This is a genomic window from Xanthomonas sp. CFBP 8445 (assembly GCF_025666235.1).
In the GTDB taxonomy this organism is placed as follows: Bacteria; Pseudomonadota; Gammaproteobacteria; order Xanthomonadales; family Xanthomonadaceae; genus Xanthomonas_A; species Xanthomonas_A indica.
The window spans coordinates 1130693-1148144 of the sequence record NZ_CP102594.1 but is presented as its reverse complement, the minus strand read 5'-3'; the positions used below and the strand labels follow the sequence as shown (position 1 = coordinate 1148144).

The following is a 17452-nucleotide window of genomic DNA, read 5'->3' as shown; positions in this document are numbered from 1 at the left end:
TTGCCGTTGCCGGGGCGCCGCCCATCGGGGTTTGCGGTACATTGCGCCATGGCATCACCGAGCCCGGTCCGTCCGCGACCCGGCTCTTCTTGGGGGACAGTCTCTTGCGCATCCTGTTCGTCGGCGACGAAGCCAGCCTTCCGTCCGAAGTCACTGAATACATTCGCGATCTTGGCGAGGACTGGCAGGTCCAGAGCGTCGCCGACGGCAATGCCGCCATCGCCGCGGCGGCCACCGTGCGCCTGGATGCGGTGATCGCCGCGCCGACGCTGCCGGACCTGACCACCGCCACCCTGCTCGGCCAGATCCGCACGCTGAGCCCGGAAACCATCCGCATCGCCTTGATCGAGGCCGAGCAAAGCAACCGTGCGCCGCCGGCGCGGATCATCGGCGTGGCGCACCGGTTCCTGCCGCTGCCGCTGTCGCCGGAGATGCTGCTGGAGGCGGTCACCAGCCTGGAGGAGCTGCAGGAACTGCTGGGCAACCCGCGCCTGCGTTCCAGCATCGGCCGCATCGAGAAGCTGCCCTCGCCGCCGCATCTGTACCTGAGCCTGATGCACGCGCTGGAGCAGGACGAAGGCAGCAACGCCGCCGACCTGGCCAAGCTGGTCTCGGCCGACCCGGCGATCGCGGCCAAGGTGCTGCAGCTGTGCAATTCGGCGTTCTTCTCCAACGGCCGCACCATTTCCGACCTGCGCACCGCCGTGACCCGCCTGGGCACCGCCACCCTGCGCGACCTGGTCCTGGCCAGCGAAGTGTTCTCGGTGCAGGCGCTGTCCAACGCCGAGCGCAACGCGCTGCAGCAGCGCTCGCTGCTGGCGTCCAAGCTGGCCGCGAAGATGCTGCCGACCTCCAGCGTCGAGCTGGGGTCGACCGCGGCACTGCTGGCCGACATCGGCCTGCTGTTGCCGGGCGTGCGCGACGAGCGCGAGCCGCCCACCGGTGACGACGACACCCGGCCGGGCCATGCCGAGGCCGGTGCCTACCTGCTCGGCCTGTGGGGCCTGCCGATGCCGATCATCGAGGCGGTGGCCTTCCATCGCCAGCCGCAGCGTTCCAGCACCCGCAGCTTCTGGGTCACCGGCGCGGTGCACGTGGCGATGGCGCTGGCCAGCGGTTCGGAAGTCGACGAGGAATACCTGGCCAAGACCGGCATGCTCGGCAAGTTGCCGACCTGGCGCGAGCAGGCCGAGAACCTGATGGGGCTGACGTCGGCCTGAGCCCGAACGTGGTGCGCGCGGCTTGCCGCCGTGCGCGCCGAATGGCGCTTGTGCACCTCGCCGGCGTCCTCGCTGCCGTTGGTCCGCTGTTTTCGGCGTATCTCGCCGGCATCGCGGCCCGCCAATGGGCCAATCCGCAAGACGGTCCGCCGCGCGCCCCTGCAGCGGCGCGACGACGGCACCATCGCGAGTCGCGGCAGGAGCCGCCCCCGCGAGCGCGTAGCGGCCGCGAAAGGGGCGGGTTCAGAGCATCCCGCGACGACGCGAAGCGCGCTGCCGCAGGAGCGGCTTCAGGGCGCCTCTAATAAACTAAGGACGTGTCCGTAGGAGCGGCTTCAACCGCGACGCGGGCGTTCCCGGTAAAGCCCGTGGGGGCTGAAGCCGCTCCTACGACAGCGACAGCCGGTGCTTGCAGCGGCCCTGATGCCGTGATCGTCGGCACGCGCTGCCAAGCCAAGCGCCTCCATCGCCAGCAGTCCCCGGGCCATAGCAGCGACGCGCACGCCAGGATGCGCCGGCCATACGCCGCGCCACGGTTCGCCAACCGCCTGCCTGCCGCCCAGCGTGCCACCTCACAGACGCCGCGCAGACACAAAAAAAAGACGGGCCTTGCGGCCCGTCTTCGTGTCACGCCAACAGCTCGATCAGAAGCGCTGGGTGTACTTCATGTACACGTAGCGACCGATGTCGAAGCCGCCGTAGTAGGCGAAGCTGCTGTCCGGGGCCGAGTACATCAGCGGACCGCGGTGGTCGAACACGTTGTTCGCACCGATGGCGATCGTCGCGTCCCACGGCGCCTTCCAGTTGACCTGCAGGTCGTGGAAGGTGTTGGAGCCGGTGTGACGCAGCGGATCGGATTCGCCGTTGGCGAAGTGGTCCGGCGCATCGCAGTAGTCCGTGGCCAGCGAGATGCAGCTTTCCTTCATGCCGGAGTAGTAGCGCAGGGTGTAGTTCACACCGAAGTCGCCCATCGTCCAGTTCACGCCCAGGTTGGAACGCACGCGGAAGATGCCCGGCTCGCCGACGCGGCCGATCGTGATGTTGTCGCCCGCGGCGTTCTGGCCGGCTTCGTCGTACTTGCTGACGTAGCTGGTCTGCCAGTCGATCATGATCTTGCCGAACGCCATTTCCGGCAGACGGTAGCGGATGCCCAGATCGTAGCCTTCGGTCTCCATCTGGCCGAGGTTGGCCACGCCGTAGGTCATCGCCGAGATGTGGCCGTCGGCGGCGCGGGTCACGCCGGCGCAGCGCTCGGCATTGCCCAGCACGTAGCAGTCGCGCAGGATGCGGTCCACGCTATCGGCGATGATCATGTCCTTGATCTCGTAGCGGTACCAATCCAGCGAGATGTCCAGGCCCTGCACCCAGCGCGGGCTCCACACCAGACCGGCGGTCTTGCTGGTGGAGGTTTCCGGCTTCAGGTTCGGGTTGGAGCCGCTGATGAACTCGTCCGGGGTCTGGCACGGATAGGTGGTGCACGGCACGTAGCCCTGGCCCAGCTGGGTGTAGCCGACCGGCACGCCGGCCGCGGAACACGCCGCATTGCCGTTGACGCTGTTCGGCGCGCCCACGCCGCACGGATCGACGTAGGACTCGAAGCTGCTGCTCAGGCCGCCGTACAGATCGCTGATGGTCGGGGCGCGGAAGCCCTCGGCGTAGGTGCCGCGGACCAGCAGCTCGTCGATCGGCTTCCAGGTGAAGCCGAACTTGGAGTTCACCGTGTCGCCGAAGTTGCTGTAGTCGGAGTAGCGGCTGGCCAGGTTCAGGGTCAGCTGCTTGGCGAACGCCATGTCGGCCAGGATCGGCACGTTCAACTCGAGGTAGAACTCGTCCAGATCGTAGTTGCCGGCGGTGGTCTTGGCGCCCAGGCCGGTGCTCTCACCCGACTGCGCGAAGGCGTCCGGCGAGAAACGGCCTTCTTCCTTGCGGTGCTCGTAGCCGACCGCGATGCCGAGGTCGCCCGCCGGCAGGGTCGCCAGCGTGCCGCTCAGGTTGGCGGTGTAGCTGGTGGTCTTGGTCAGGCCGGTGTCGGTGAAGTACGGGAACAGGAAGGCCTGCGTGTCCGCATCGGCCAGCGAGCCCGGGCCGGCCACGCCGTACGGCAGCAGCGGGTTCCACGGACGGCAGGCGCTCAGCGACACCGGCGCGGCGGCGGTGCCGCACTGGGCGACGCCGTTGGCGTTGATGAAGGACGAACCCAGCGCCTGGCGCGCCGCGATCAGGCTCATGTCGCCGTGACCGGTCTTGGTGCTCTCGTTGCGGTTCCACAGCGCACCGACGTCCCAGTCCCAGCTCTTGTCGGCGAACTCGAAGGAGCCGCTGATGGTCGGCGCGAAGCGCGTGGTCTTCAGCTTGCTCTCGGTGGTGCGCGGCACTTCCCACAGGCGGCGGCGGAAGTCGATGTCCTGGCCGATCGGGTTGAACGCGCTGTCGCCGGCCAGCGGGGTGCCGAACGCGGCGGACTGGTACGGGTAGCCGGCGATCTGCTGATCGGTGGTGCGCTCGTTGTAGAGCACGTCGGCGTTGAAGACGATGGAGTCGGTCAGGTCGTAGTTCGCGTTGGCGAACACCGACTTACGCTCGACGCCGGTCTGCACCATCATCTGCTGGTTGGAGTTGGCGCGCTCGGCCGCCGTCAGCGGGTGGTAGTCGGCCGGGTTGTTCGGGTTGCCGCCCGGGTTCAGGGTCTGCCACACCGCCACGTCCGGATCCGAGCAATCGACGGTCAGCGGGTTGCACCAGCTGCCGTTCTGGCTGATCGGGCTCCAGCTGCTCGGCGTGGAGTTCGGGCCACGGCTGCCGTCACGGCTGAACCAACGGTTCTTGGCGAACACCGGATCCTGCTTGGAGTACTCGGCGGTCAGCGCCACGCCACCGCGCTCGCCCTGGGTCCCGATGGTGAAGGAGTACTGCGAGGTCTTGCCGTCGCCTTCGCCGAACTGGCCGAACTCGGCCGAGGCCTCGGCGCCGTCGAAGCGCTTGCGGGTGATGATGTTGACCACGCCGGCGATGGCGTCGGAGCCGTAGATCGACGAGGCGCCGTCCTTCAGCACTTCGATGCGCTCGATCGCCGCCATCGGCACCTGGCTGAGGTCCTGCAGGCCCGAGGTGGTGGCGCCCAGGCGCTTGCCGTTCAGCAGCACCAGGGTGCGCTCGGCGCCGAGGTTGCGCAGGTCGACGTAGTAGCCGCCGACGTTTTCGCCGGAGGCCAGCGCGTCGGCGCGCGAGATCGCCGGGGAACCGGCCGAGGTCAGGTTCTGCAGCACGTCGGCGACCGAGGTGTAGCCCTGGCGCTCCAGCGCCTGGCGGTCCAGGGTCAGGATCGGCTGCTGGGTTTCGACGTCGGCGCTACGGATGCGCGAACCGGTGATTTCGATCCGGTCCAGCGTGGTGGTGGACGAGGCGGCGGCTTCTTGCGCGCCGGCAATCGCCGGCGTCAACGCGATCGCGATGCTGGCGGGCAGCAAGCCCAGCCGCACTGCGGGAGTGCGAAGGTTCATCAATCTCTCCAGGGTAACGTTAGGGGCGTGTTAAGACGCCCTCGGCACGTTACGTTCCGGTGAGCGCGGCTGCTTTGCCGCTGCCGCTCGCAGACTTTGCCGATTCTGGCGGCACGGTAGTGCCATGCCGATATTGCGAGGCGGAGACCCCGAAACGCGCACGGAACGCCCGCGCGAAGCTGCAGCAGTTGTCGAACCCGCTGGCCGCGGCCACCTCGCCGATCATCATCGTGGTCTCGCGCAGCAGATCCGCCGCACGCTCCAGGCGCAGGCGCGCCGACAGCGCCTGCGGGCTTTCCTCGTACAGGCTCTGGAACGTCTTGGACAGGTACCAACCGGAGAAGTTGGTCAGTTCGGCCAGTTCGCTGATCCGCACCACGCGGTCGCGATGGCCGTCCAGATACAGCCGCGCGCGCTGCATGCGCCCGAACACCTGGCGCTTGCGCATCCGCGAGCGCCCGGGACAGCGCTGCACGCGGCGCGACAACTCGCCCTGCATGGACGCCAGATGCAGCAGCACCGGCCGCATCGCCAAGGCGTCGCCCGGTCTCGCCGCCGCCTGCCGCCACAAGCGCAGCGCGGTGCGCGTCTCGCGCAACGACAGCTCGCCGCGCCCGGCATACAGGGTCTCGTCGGCCATGCGCCCCAAGGCCTTCAGCGCCTCACCGTCCAGACTCAGGCCGATGCACAGGCCGTCGCGGTCGGTCTGCAGCAGGGGACGCGAATCGCGTTCGAAGGCCAGCCACTGACCGCGGCGCAAGGCGAAACGCCCCTCCTTGGCCTCGATCCAGGCGCTGCCGCGCAACTGCAGCCAGACCGTGAAGGCGTTCGCCGACGCCTGCACGCTGGCCAGTCGGGCTGCGCCCAGGCAGGCGGGACCGGTCGGCGCATCGTCCGCGTCCAGTACCAGCTGTTGTCCATGATCGACCAGGAAAGATTGCCGCATCCGAGCACCTGTTTGACGTAAACCGGTGCGCAGTCTTTGCCGAATGTGGCGAGAGGTCAGGAAGGCCTGGCGATATTTGTCCGAAATCGCCACGACGCCCTTACGAACAACTTACGAAACCTATATGTCCTTGTGGATCAACCAGTTGTGCGAAATGGTCGAGAACCATTCCGGTTGCTCGTGCATCCGGATGAAGCCGATCTCGCTGCCGTCTTCGATCGCCAGCGACACATAGGCGTCGCCACTGCGCGGGTCGATGCTGAACCCGTTGACCGCGCTGAAATGGTCGCGGTCCAGGCACACGCTGGCGCCGAGACCGCCGCCGATCCGCGCCAGGCGGCTGGCGCATTCGCCGGTCTGGAACAGGTAATGTACCGCGCCATCGGGGCCCAGCGCCCAGCTGCGGTAGCGCCACAGCGATGGCAGGGTGTCGTCCACGGCACGCACGCTGTCCAAGTCCAGGCTGGCGTCGGCGCGCCACAGGCCGCTGCGTGCGAGCCGGGTGAACAGGATCTGCCCGGTGGCGGGATCGGTGCGGACCTGGGACACGTCCGGCAAACTCGCCAAGGGTCGCCACGGCACGGCGCGCCGGTCGTACAGCTGCAGGCGGGTGCGCCCGCTCTCGCCCAGCAGCACCAGCAATTGCCCGGGATCGGCGGTGTACAGCGCCTGCAGCGGCTCGCCGGCCGGCACCGGCAGGGCCGCCACGCTGCCGGACTGCGGCCGTACCTCGTAGATCGCCGACGCGCCGTGCGCATCGCGGCCGCTGACCAGGAGCGCCTGGCTGTCGTCCGACCAAGACAGGGGCTGCCGGGTTTCCGGGCGCACGCCCTCGATCAGCCGCAGCGAGGCCGGCTGGGTCACGTCGCCCCACCACAGCGAATAGCTGCCGTCGCGATCAGAGGTGAAGGCGAGTTGGCGTCCGTCCGGCGCAATGCTCGGCTGCCCGTCGCGGCCGGTGGAGGCGAACAGCCGCTGGCGCTCGCGTGGCACATCCGCCGCGCCGGCCGGGATGCGGTACACGGCGAACTGCGGGCGCCGGTGCACGAACGCCAGGCTGCCACCGTCGCGCGCCAGGCGCGGCGCCTGCGCATCGCTCAGGCCCAGGTCGCGCAGGCGCCGGGTCTGGGTGTCCAGCCGGTACAGCCGGGTCTCGCCATCGACGCGGCGCCCGAACACGATGCCGCGCCCGTCGCGCGCCCAGTCCCAGCCGCGGATCTCGGCGAATTCATGGGTCAGCGGCTCGGCGGTGCCGCCTGCGGCCGGCATCCGCCACAGCCCGCCCATCTGCGGATTGCGCACGAAGGCGATCCACTTGCCGTCCGGCGAGTAGCGCGGCGCGTAATCGAAATCGCCAGCGGCGACCGGATAATCCAATGCCGTCCAGCGGCCGCTGCCCAGATCCAGCACGCGGATGCCACGCACGGCCGAGCGCCCGTGCATGCTGCCGAACACCAGCCCATGGCCGTCCGGGGTCCAGTCGAAGCTGAGCAATTCGCTGTCGTCGCAGCGCGAGACCTCGCGCGCGGGCGTGCGCCCGTCGGCCTGCACCAGCATGACCCGGCACTGCCGCTCCGCGCCGAGGCGGGCGAAGGCGATGCGCGTGCCGTCGGGCGACCAGGCCGGCAGCCGGTCGGACTCGCCGCGCGCCGGGACGCCCAGCGAGCGCGGCGTGGTACTGCCGGCGCCGCCGCTGGTCGGCTGCACCAGCAACTGCGTGCCGTCGCTGCCGATGGCGCGCGCGGCATAGGCCACCTGCGCGCCATCCGGCGACAGCGCCGGCTCCAGCTTGAATCCGGAGGTGGCGGTGATCAACCGATAGGGCCGCTTGGGGCTGCCCAGCACCCGCTCCTGTTCGGCGCTGTCGGCAGGCACGGGCTCGCGGGCGAACCACCACCAGCAGGCCAGCGCCAGAACCAGCATGACGGCCGCACCGGCGGCGGCGGCGAGCCACGGCGGCAGGCGCCGCCGGCACGCTGGCGGCGGCCGTCGCCGCGGCGTCGTCCGCGTCCGTCGTCGAGGCCGCCACCACCTCCGTCTCGACCTCGGCCTCGACATCAGGCAAGGCCTGCACCGGTGCCACCAGGCGGTAGCCGCTCTTGGCCAGGGTCTCGATGTACACCGGCGCCTCGCCGCGCTCGCCTGCGGCGAAGGCCTTGCGCAACTGGGTGATGGCCTGGGTCACCACATCGTTGGTCGGCTGCGTGTCCGGCCAGACCTGCGCCAACAACGCCTCGCGCTCCACCACCTGGCCCGGTTGCGCCAGCAACACCCGCAGCACGCTCATCGCCTTGGGCGTGAGCCGTTGCGGTCGGCGCGCGCGTGGCGCATGCACTTCCCGCAAGGACAGCAGCACCAGGCAATCGCCGACCTGCATCCGTTGCGGAAGCGTCGGGGTGGCGAACGATGAGGAAACCATGTTGGACAACAAAGAAAACGCCGTGATGGAAGTGTCGCAGATGCGGCGGCGACGCAGCCACGGGTGGCCCGCAGTGGAGGCCAACGAGCAAACTCGGCAAAACGAGGCGGCGGATACCGTCAAGCGCGACCTGTCGTCGGATTCTACTCTAGTCGTCGCCGTTGCCACCGCGACGACGCATTCAGGCTCTCTCTCCGCCGACGCAATTCACATAATCGCTCCATGACTGCGCGCCCCTGGGCGCGCTTTTTTTACGCCGCGTTCACGCTTTCATGTGACGCGTGACGCTGAGCCCAATCAGCCGCGACACCACCAGCGCGATATACATCACCCCGGCGAACTGTTCGATCATCACCAGTGCCCGCGCGAACGGCTGCACCGGCACCACGTCGCTCAAGCCCACGCCCGACAGCACGCTGAAGCTCAGATACAGCAATTCCATCCAGGTCCGCGGCGAGGCCGCGTCCACGGCCGCCGTGAAGCTGCCCGGCCACCATTGCTGGCACACCGCGAAGACGAACGCGAACGCCCAGGCCAGCAGGGTGAAGGTGGCGCCGGCGGCATAAAGCTCGTCGCGGGTCACCACGTGGTCCTGCAGCATGTAGGCGATCAGGCTGCCGGCCGTATAAAAGTACAGCAGGCTTTCCAGCAACTGCGCCCAGGCGGTCATCGCCGGGTTGCCGAGCAGGGCCGCGGCGATCGACAGCGCCACCGACGGCAGCGCCAGGCAGCAGGCGATCCACAGCGCCGACGGCCCGCGGTTGACCACCCATAACGCCAGCGCCAGCACCACGATGCCGAACGCGCCGAACAGCGCGCGTCCGGCCGCGGTGTCCTCCATCCACGGATACAGCAGCACGCCCAGCAGTTGCACAGCAAGCAACAGTGCGGACGGATGGCGACGCAGCGCGAACGCGTAGCGCAGCATGAGACATTCCCTGTGGCGACCCAGCGCGCATCATAAATGTGCGCCCGCAAGGCGCCGTGGTCATGACCTCGGACGCACGCCGCACCTGTCGTGCACGTGAGCACTCCAGGCGTGGCGGTGCACAGGCGCACGGGGCCACCGGGCCACGTCAGCGGTCGGCGGACCGCGCCGCCGACCGCTGTGAGTCACTCGGCGCGGTACACCTGCGCGCCAGCCGCCAGGAACTGCGCCGACTTCTCCGCCATGCCGGCGTGCAAGGCCGCCTCGGCGTCGACGCCGCGTTCGGCGGCGTAGTCGCGCACGTCCTGGGTGATCTTCATCGAACAGAAATGCGGCCCGCACATGGAACAGAAGTGCGCCAGCTTGTGCGCGTCCTTGGGCAGGGTCTCGTCGTGGAACTCGCGTGCCTTCTCCGGATCCAGGCCGAGATGGAACTGATCGTCCCAACGGAACTCGAAGCGCGCCTTGGACAAGGCGTTGTCGCGCACCTGCGCGCCGGGATGGCCCTTGGCCAGGTCCGCGGCGTGCGCGGCGATCTTGTAGGCCATGATGCCGTCGCGCACGTCGGCGCGGTTGGGCAGGCCCAGATGCTCCTTGGGCGTGACATAGCACAGCATCGCGGTGCCGAACCAGCCGATCATCGCCGCGCCGATCGCCGAGGTGATGTGGTCGTAGCCAGGCGCGATGTCGGTGGTCAGCGGTCCCAGCGTGTAGAACGGCGCCTCGCCGCATTCGCGCAACTGCTTGTCCATGTTCTCCTTGATCAACTGCATCGGCACGTGGCCGGGGCCTTCGATCATGGTCTGCACGTCGTGCTTCCAGGCGATCCTGGTCAACTCGCCCAGCGTCTCCAGTTCGCCGAACTGCGCAGCATCGTTGGCATCGGCGATGCAGCCGGGGCGCAAGCCGTCGCCCAGCGAGAAGGCCACGTCGTAGGCCTTCATGATCTCGCAGATGTCCTCGAAGTGGGTATAGAGGAAGTTCTCGCGATGGTGCGCCAGGCACCACTTGGCCAGGATCGAGCCGCCGCGCGAGACGATGCCGGTGACGCGTTTTGCAGTCAGCGGCACGTAGCGCAGCAGCACCCCGGCATGGATGGTGAAGTAGTCCACGCCCTGCTCGGCCTGCTCGATCAGGGTGTCGCGGAAGATCTCCCAGGTCAGTTCCTCGGCGCGGCCATCCACTTTCTCCAGCGCCTGGTAGATCGGCACGGTGCCGATCGGCACCGGCGAATTGCGCACGATCCATTCGCGGGTCTCGTGGATGTGCTTGCCGGTGGACAGGTCCATCACCGTGTCCCCGCCCCAGCGGATCGCCCACACCAGCTTCTCCACTTCCTCGGCGATGCCGGAACTGACCGCGCTGTTGCCGATGTTGGCGTTGATCTTGGTCAGGAAGTTGCGGCCGATGATCATCGGCTCGCTTTCCGGGTGGTTGATGTTGCACGGCAGGATGGCGCGGCCGCGGGCGATTTCCGCGCGCACGAACTCGGGCGTGATCTGCTGCGGGATGGCGGCGCCGAATCCCTCGCCGGGGTGCTGCACGCGCAGTTGCGCATCGTGTAGGTCCTGCAGGCGCTGGTTCTCGCGGATCGCCACGAACTCCATCTCCGGGGTGACGATGCCGCGCCGCGCGTAGTGCATCTGGGTGACGTTGGCGCCATCGCGGGCGCGCCGCGGCAGGCGCCGCGCTGGGAAGCGCACCGCCTGCAGGCGCGCATCGTCCTCGCGCGCGCGACCGAACTGCGAACTCAGCCCGGCCAGCGCGACGCTGTCGCCGCGCTCAGCGATCCAGGCGGCGCGCAACGGCGCCAGGCCGGCGCCGAGATCGATCCGTGCCTGCGGATCGGTATAGGGCCCGGAGGTGTCGTAGACGGTGACCGGGGCGTTCTCCTCGCCGCCGAACACGGTGGGCGTGCGGGTCAGCGCGATCTCGCGCATCGGCACCTGCAGGTCGGCGCGGGAGCCCTGCACGAAGATCTTGCGCGAGCCGGGGATTGGGCGGGTCACCGCCGCGGACAAGGTATCGGTCTGCTGCTGCAGCGGATTGGGTACGGCGTTCATCGGCGTTCGTCCTGGTTCAAGTGACCCGCGGCGGAGGCGGGACGGGTGCGAGCGGACTCGCATCTCGGACGAAGCGGCGGCGCGGGCCCGCCACGTGCGCACAGGCGCCCGCGGCGGACTTGCGAAGCTTCCCTACGCCGGTATCAACCGGATCAGGTTCGAAGGGACTGTCTCAACCGCGGCCTGCGCCGGCGGTACCCCCGCTTCTGCGGCTATTAGACCCGTTTCCGCCGCTGGCCGCCAACCGGCGCGCCTGAACGCCGGCACAGCCGCCATGCGCATGTGTCAGCACCGCCACGCGCCACGCCGCCGGCGACAAACCGCGGCCACGTGGCCGGCCTAGCCTGCTCGCACAAGCATCAGGGCTCTCTCTCATCACCGTCGGCGCTGCCGGCGGCTTTTTTGCCCGCGTACCGCGCGCCTCGCGCGCTCACTCGAGTACGTAGGCCACGCGCAGCCCGCCCCAGTGGCGCCCGCGCACCTGCACCGGGACCGACAGGTCGAACAGGATCTGCCCGGTATCGCGCCGGTAGACCTGCAGCAGATAGGGCTCGGTGTGGCGGCCGACGTTGCGGCCGACCCGGTCGCTGAAGATGCGCTTGGTGCGGTTGCCGACCAGATCGCGCGCGCGATCGCCGCTGAGCGGCTGGCTGAAGCGCAGGTTATGGGTCGGCACGTAGCCGTCGACGTTCGCGCAGATCGCGAACACGATCCACGGATGCGCGGCCAGCAGCGGCTCCTGCAGCGGCGGCAGCAGTTCGTCGCACAGCGCATCGAAGGCGGTGCGGTACTTGGGCGGGTCGACACCCGGGATCGGGACATAGTCGGTGGCGAACAGCGCATCCTCGGCGATGCGCCCACGTGCCAGCGCGGCCTCGAACGCCTGGCCGATCCCGACGGCGGCGGCCCTGGCCAGATCGCGCACCCGCGCATGCCGAGGCTGCCGCATCGGATCGGCCGGCAAGCGGAACAGGTTCACGCAGTCATGCAGGGTCTCGCTGCCGGCCGCCAGGTCGGCGCTGCGCTGCACTACGCGCGCGGCGTGCTCCAGGTTGCTGCGGCTGAGTCCGACCACGTGCTCGACGGCCCGGTCGATGCCGCCGATCTCCCCGCTCTGGGTGGCGATGCGGCCGGCCACCGCGTCCATCGCCGCGCTGGCGCGACCGAGCAGTTCGCCGATGCCGCCCAGCACCTGTTCGGTGCGCTGCGCCGAGGCCGCGCTGTCCTGCAGGGCCGCACCGGTCTCGCCGATGATGCCGCGCACGTCGCGCGCCGCGGTGGCGGCACGTTCGGCCAGTTGCCGGATCTCGGTGGCGACCACCGCGAAGCCGCGCCCGGCCGGGCCGGCGTGCACCGCCTCGATGTTGGCGTTGATCGAGAGGATGTTGGTCTGGAACGCGACCGAATCGATCACTTCGATGACCTGGTTGGCGCGCGCCGAACGCCGCGCCACCTCCTGCATCGCCTGGCCCAGGGTGCGCGCCGCCTCCACGCCCTGGCGTGCGCTGTCGTCGGCGCTGGCCGCCACTGCGATCACCGCGCGCAGGTCGCGATCCATCTCGTGCAACCCCTGCAGCAGTTGCCGGGTGGTGGCCAGCACCGTCTGCAAGGCATCCAGTTGAGTCTGCGATTGCCGCGCCAGTTCGTCGTTCTCGGCGACCACGTGCGGCACGTCGGCGGCGATCTGCAGCGACAGCGCCACCGCCTGGCGGATCGCCTCGGCCAGATTGCCGAAGCCGGCCGACAGGCGCCGCCCCGGCATTGCCTCGGTCTCCTGCGCCGACAGCGGCGTCTGCAGCCCCAGATCCAGATCGCAGCCGGTCAGCCGCTCGCCGACCCGGTCCAGCAGCGCCTGCGCGGCCGCGCCCTCGTGGATCCGTTGCGCCAGCGCCTGCAGCGCCGGGCTGATCGCGCCCTGCGCCTGGCCGGCGCCGAGCAGGGCGACATCGCGCAGCAGCGCCGCGGTTTCCGGATGCGGCAGCGACAGCAGCCAGCCCTGGCCGCCGCGATCGCGATCGCGCTGGTAGCGCACGCGGCGCGTGGGATCGGCTCCCGGCGCCAGCCAACTGCCTTCGGCGTCGACCAGGGCGGTCAGCGGCAGGCCCCAGATCGCCTCGCTGGTGGCGCCGAGCAAGGTCTGCGCGGTCACTCCCAGCAGGTCGAGGGCCGCGCGGTTGGCGGCGCTGATGCGGCCGTCCGGTTCCAGCCGCAGCAGCGCGATCGGGGCGTCCGGCAAGCCGGCAGCGGGTGCGGCATCGACTTCCGGACTGCGTGAGAACAAGGCCATCGTCGTCTCCCTCGGTGCTGCGCCCATGGTATCGGCTCCCGCCCTGCTCCCGCAGCCACGGCCGCCGCAACCCGGGATCCTCATCATGCGCCGCCGCGTGACCGGCAGACGCGACAACGACGCGGTCATGACGCCGTCCTCGCGAGGATCGGGATCCATCACGCCACGACGGCGGTCGCGCAGGGCTCGGCGGGATGCGATCCGGCAGGACGCCGGCACCCCGATTCGCTGCGACGCGACGCGCGGTCCCCGCCTCCCCGCCCGCTTGCGCGAAGCCGGCGCACCCACCGTCCACGACTGGAGACGCATCCCCATGGTGTTCCGCATTTCCATCGCCCTGGTGGCGCTGCTGGTCCTGATCGCCGGCATCGCGCCCGGGCCGTTCAATGCGCTGGTGCAGGCGGCACTGGTGGAGGTGGTCCGTGGCGCCGGCTGGATGTACCTGCTGATCGTGTTCCTGACCTTGAGCTTCCTGCTGTACCTGGCCTTCGGCCGCTTCGGCAACTTGCGCATCGGCGGCGAAGACGCCGAACCGGATTTCTCGCGCGGCAGCTGGCTGTCGATGCTGTTCGCCGCGGGCATGGGCATCGGCCTGGTGTTTTGGGGCGCGGCCGAACCGATCTCGCATTTCCTTGCGCCGCCCGAGGGCCTGGCGCCGCAGAGCATGGAGGCCGCGCGCGCATCGATGCGCTATGCGTTCTTCCACTGGGGCCTGCATCCCTGGGCGATCTACGGCCTGATCGGCCTGGCGATGGCCTGGTTCCAGTACAACCGCAACGGCCGCGGCCTGGTCAGCGACATGCTGCAGCCGGTGATCGGCCGCCACCACCGCGGCTGGATCGGACAGAGCGTGAACATCGCCGCCGTGGTCGCCACCGCGGTCGGCGTGGCGACCACGCTGGGCTTCGGCACCATCCAGATCGCCGCCGGCCTGCAACGCGTGTTCGGCGTGCACGCCGGCATCCCGGTGCAGATGGCGGTGATCGCGGTGGCCTTCGTGCTGTACATGGCCTCGACCAGCAGTGGCGTGGAGCGCGGCATCAAGTGGCTGTCCAACTTCAACCTGGCCCTGGCGGCGCTGCTGCTGGCCGCGGTGCTGGTGCTCGGCCCCACCGGCTTCATCTTCGACACCTTCACCACCACGCTGGGCGCCTACCTCAACCAGCTGGTGACGATGAGCCTGCGCATGTCGCCGTTCTCCGGCAGCCGCTGGGTGGCGGACTGGACCATCTTCTACTGGGCGTGGTGGATCGCCTGGGCGCCGTTCGTCGGCGCATTCATCGCCCGCGTCTCGCGCGGCCGCAGCGTGCGCGAATTCGTCGTCGGCGTGGTGCTGGCACCGACCCTGCTCGGCTTCCTGTGGTTCTCGGTGTTCGGCGGCACCGCGCTGTGGTCGCAGTTGTTCGGTCACGTCGACATGCTGCAGGCGCTGCACAACGGCTACGAGACGGTGTTGTTCACGCTGTTCGACAGCCTGCCCGGCTCGCTGCTGCTGTCGAGCGCGGCGCTGTTGCTGCTGATGATCTTCTTCGTCAGCTCCGCCGACTCGGCGGTGCTGGTGCTGGCCAGCATGTCCACCGACGAGGCCGGCGACCCGCCGCTGGCGCGCAAGCTGGTGTGGGGCGTGGCGGTGGCGCTGATCGCCGCGGTGCTGTTGCTGGCCGGCGGCCTGGATGCGCTGCAGGGCATGATCACCATCGCGGCATTGCCGTTCGCCCTGCTGATGGTGTTGGTGATCGTGTCGCTGTACCGCGTGCTCGATGCCGAGTCCAACCGCGAACGCCGCAAGGCGCAGCGCGCGCGGCACATGATCGAGGCCTGGATCGCGCGCGAACAGGCCGCGCAGGCGCAGCGCGACGGCACCGACCCGGCGCCGCCCCGCGAACAGGCATGAACCCCGCCGCGCGCGGTCGGCTTCAGTAGCCGGCGGCCTGCCCGTCCTTGCGGCTTTCCGAGGCGCCGTAGTACACGCCGCTGTCCGGGTCGCGGGCGATCGCCTGGTAGCCGCCGTAGGGACCGTCGGCGAAGATCACCCGGTGACCCTTGCGCATCAGGTCGCGGATGGTGTCATAGGCAAAGCCGGTCTCCAGGTTCAGCTCGCCGCCGTCGCGCATCGCCGTGGCCTGCCCGGTCGGTTCGGTGGAGCCGTCGTGCTGGATCCGAGGCGCGTCGCCGGCCTCCTGCAGGTTCATGTGGAAATCGATGAGGTTCATCAGGATCTGCACGTGGCCCTGCGGCTGCATCGCCCCGCCCATCACGCCGAAGCTCAGCCACGGCTTGCCGTCCTTGGTCACGAACGCGGGGATGATGGTCTGGAACGGACGCTTGCCCGGTGCGTAGCCGTTGGGATGGTCCTTCTGCAGCACGAACATCTCGCCGCGATCCTGCAGGATGAAGCCCAGCCCGGGCGGCGCCATGCCGCTGCCCATGCCGCGGTAGTTGGACTGGATCAGCGACACCATCATGCCGTCGGCATCGGCGACGGTCAGGTAGATGGTGTCGCCCTCTTCCAGTTGCTTCGGTGTGCCCGGTTGCACTTCCTTGAGCGCGCGATCCATCGAGATCAGCGCACGCCGCTGCGCGGCGTAGTCCTTGGAGATCAACCGCGCCAGCGGCGCCGGCTGGAACGCCGGGTCGGCGTAGAAGCGCGCGCGGTCGGCGAAGGCCAGCTTCTTCGCCTCGGTGAACAGGTGCACGTGCTCGGCCGAGCCGAACGGGATCTTGGAGAAGTCGTAGCCTTCCAGGATGTTGAGCATCTGCAGCGCGGCGATGCCCTGGCTGTTGGGCGGCAGTTCCCACACATCGTAGCCGCGGTAGTTGGTGGACACCGGCTCCACCCATTCGCCATGGTGGCTGGCCAGGTCCTCGTAGCGCAGGAAACCGCCGTTGGCCTTGAAGTAGGCGTCGATGGTGCGCGCGATCGGCCCCTTGTAGAACGCGTCGCGGCCGCCGTCGGCGATCTGCTGCAAGGTGTTGGCCAGGTTCGGGTTCTTCCACAGCTCGCCCTTGCGCGGGGCGCGGCCATCGATGGTGAACTGCTCCTTGAAGCCGGGGTACTGCGACAGCCGCGGCACCGAGCGGTCCCAGTAGTAGGCGATGGTCTCGGCCACCGGATGGCCGTCGCGGGCGTAGCGGATCGCCGGGGCCAGGTTCTGCGCCATCGTCCTGCGCCCGAAACGCTCGTGCAGCGCGAACCAGCCGTCGACCGCGCCGGGCACCGACACCGGCAGCGGGCCGGTGGCCGGGATCTCCTTCAGCCCGCGGCGCTGGAACTCGGCCAGGGTCAGCGCCTTCGGCGAGCGGCCCGAGCCGTTGTAGCCATAGAGCTTTTGCGTCTTCGGATCCCAGACGATGGCGAACAGGTCGCCGCCGACGCCGTTGCCGGTCGGCTCCATCAGTCCCAGCGCGGCGTTGGCGGCGATCGCCGCATCCACCGCCGAGCCGCCTTCGCGCATGGTCTCCAGCGCGATCTGCGTGGCCAGCGGCTGCGAGGTGGCGGCCATGGCGTGCGGGGCGATCACTTCCGAGCGGGTCGCGAACGGCTGGCCGGTGATGCGGTCGGCGGCCTGCGCCGGCGCCGACGTCGCCAGTGCCAGCGCGAGCGCCAGGCGCGCCAGGGAAGGAAGCGAAACGGACATGCGCGGCTCTCCGAAAGAACAGGGGACACCCACCGTACCCGAGTGCGGCCGGCGCCGCCGCGGACACGTGCACAGCGCGCCGTCGGCAAAGGCCGGATTTCCGCGCAATTGGCGCTTTTCGCCGCCTGCGCCACCTCCGTTTCATGCGTAACCATGCAGCGCTGGCGCGGCTTTCGGCACATTCGCTCACGCACGCCCGCAACACAGTTGACAGTCGCGCAAAGCCCATGGTTATCTCGCTGCATGTTGCAGCGCCACACCCGCCCGAAGTCGACCCTCCAGCCCGCCGCCCTGCGCGCGGACGCTGCGGCGTCGCTCCTCGTACTCGTGCTTATTACCTCGCCCACAAGTGCGGGACGAACCGGCGTGTAAGCGACAAGCAGCCAGGATTCGATCAGACCCCGCACCGGCAACGGCGCGGGGTTTTTTGTTTCAGTGACCGCGAATGCAA

10 protein-coding genes, 1 pseudogene and 1 riboswitch are annotated in these 17452 nt (G+C 69.3%); of the genes and pseudogenes, 3 read left to right on the top strand and 8 right to left on the bottom strand.

Annotation, left to right across the window (positions count from 1 at the left end; genetic code table 11):
- The first annotated feature begins 104 nt into the window (after positions 1-104).
- Positions 105-1220: an HDOD domain-containing protein gene (locus NUG21_RS04935; protein WP_160945335.1), complete on the top strand. Its 1116-nt coding sequence runs from the start codon at positions 105-107 to the stop codon at positions 1218-1220.
- Between the two features lie 644 nt (positions 1221-1864).
- On the opposite strand, the gene NUG21_RS04930 is transcribed toward NUG21_RS04935, so the two are convergent.
- From NUG21_RS04930 to NUG21_RS04915, 4 genes and pseudogenes are all read right to left on the bottom strand, one after another.
- Positions 1865-4720 carry a TonB-dependent receptor gene (locus NUG21_RS04930; protein WP_242082081.1) on the bottom strand — a complete coding sequence of 952 codons (2856 nt, stop codon included), beginning with the start codon at positions 4718-4720 and terminating at the stop codon, positions 1865-1867.
- Positions 4721-4769: 49 nt separating this feature from the next.
- Complete coding sequence (locus NUG21_RS04925; protein ID WP_242082080.1) at positions 4770-5666, bottom strand: helix-turn-helix transcriptional regulator; 897 nt, start codon at positions 5664-5666, stop codon at positions 4770-4772.
- Between the two features lie 120 nt (positions 5667-5786).
- Entirely contained in the window at positions 5787-7589 is a 1803-nt protein-coding gene (locus NUG21_RS04920) for a TolB family protein (RefSeq protein ID WP_263393142.1), read from the bottom strand.
- 220 nt (positions 7590-7809) lie between these two features.
- Positions 7810-7953: pseudogene (locus NUG21_RS04915) on the bottom strand (winged helix-turn-helix domain-containing protein); the annotation flags it as partial.
- Between the two features lie 130 nt (positions 7954-8083).
- Here NUG21_RS04915 and NUG21_RS04910 point away from each other — a divergent pair.
- The gene (locus NUG21_RS04910; RefSeq protein WP_263392442.1) at positions 8084-8311 is read left to right on the top strand and encodes a hypothetical protein; all 228 of its coding nucleotides are present in this window, start codon (positions 8084-8086) and stop codon (positions 8309-8311) included.
- A gap of 36 nt (positions 8312-8347) precedes the next feature.
- Here the strand turns inward: NUG21_RS04910 and NUG21_RS04905 are convergent, their stop codons facing one another.
- The 3 genes from NUG21_RS04905 to NUG21_RS04895 all read right to left on the bottom strand — a co-directional run bounded on the left by NUG21_RS04905 (position 8348) and on the right by NUG21_RS04895 (position 13363).
- Positions 8348-9013, bottom strand: coding sequence for an ion channel (locus NUG21_RS04905; protein ID WP_242082078.1), 666 nt, complete (start codon positions 9011-9013; stop codon positions 8348-8350).
- Between the two features lie 185 nt (positions 9014-9198).
- Entirely contained in the window at positions 9199-11076 is a 1878-nt protein-coding gene (thiC, locus tag NUG21_RS04900; RefSeq protein WP_263392441.1) for a phosphomethylpyrimidine synthase ThiC, read from the bottom strand.
- A 111-nt stretch (positions 11077-11187) separates the two neighbouring features.
- A riboswitch (TPP riboswitch) is annotated at positions 11188-11288 on the bottom strand.
- 218 nt (positions 11289-11506) lie between these two features.
- Entirely contained in the window at positions 11507-13363 is a 1857-nt protein-coding gene (locus NUG21_RS04895; protein ID WP_160945341.1) for a methyl-accepting chemotaxis protein, read from the bottom strand.
- 313 nt (positions 13364-13676) lie between these two features.
- Between NUG21_RS04895 and NUG21_RS04890 the strand changes: the two genes are divergently transcribed.
- On the top strand, positions 13677-15257 hold the full coding sequence (locus tag NUG21_RS04890; protein ID WP_263392440.1) for a BCCT family transporter: 1581 nt from the start codon (positions 13677-13679) through the stop codon (positions 15255-15257).
- 22 nt (positions 15258-15279) lie between these two features.
- Here NUG21_RS04890 and ggt read toward each other — a convergent pair whose 3' ends face one another.
- On the bottom strand, positions 15280-17001 hold the full coding sequence (gene ggt / locus NUG21_RS04885) for a gamma-glutamyltransferase (protein WP_263392439.1): 1722 nt from the start codon (positions 16999-17001) through the stop codon (positions 15280-15282).
- Positions 17002-17452: the final 451 nt, after the last annotated feature.

Coding starts and splice junctions, on each gene's coding strand:
- NUG21_RS04930 (WP_242082081.1), bottom strand. CDS start 4,720: ATGAACCTTCGCACTCCCGCAGTGCGGCTGGGCTTGCTGCCCGCCAGC.
- NUG21_RS04925 (WP_242082080.1), bottom strand. CDS start 5,666: ATGCGGCAATCTTTCCTGGTCGATCATGGACAACAGCTGGTACTGGAC.
- NUG21_RS04920 (WP_263393142.1), bottom strand. CDS start 7,589: ATGCTGGTTCTGGCGCTGGCCTGCTGGTGGTGGTTCGCCCGCGAGCCC.
- NUG21_RS04910 (WP_263392442.1), top strand. CDS start 8,084: ATGTTGGACAACAAAGAAAACGCCGTGATGGAAGTGTCGCAGATGCGG.
- NUG21_RS04905 (WP_242082078.1), bottom strand. CDS start 9,013: ATGCTGCGCTACGCGTTCGCGCTGCGTCGCCATCCGTCCGCACTGTTG.
- thiC (WP_263392441.1), bottom strand. CDS start 11,076: ATGAACGCCGTACCCAATCCGCTGCAGCAGCAGACCGATACCTTGTCC.
- NUG21_RS04895 (WP_160945341.1), bottom strand. CDS start 13,363: ATGGCCTTGTTCTCACGCAGTCCGGAAGTCGATGCCGCACCCGCTGCC.
- NUG21_RS04890 (WP_263392440.1), top strand. CDS start 13,677: ATGGTGTTCCGCATTTCCATCGCCCTGGTGGCGCTGCTGGTCCTGATC.
- ggt (WP_263392439.1), bottom strand. CDS start 17,001: ATGTCCGTTTCGCTTCCTTCCCTGGCGCGCCTGGCGCTCGCGCTGGCA.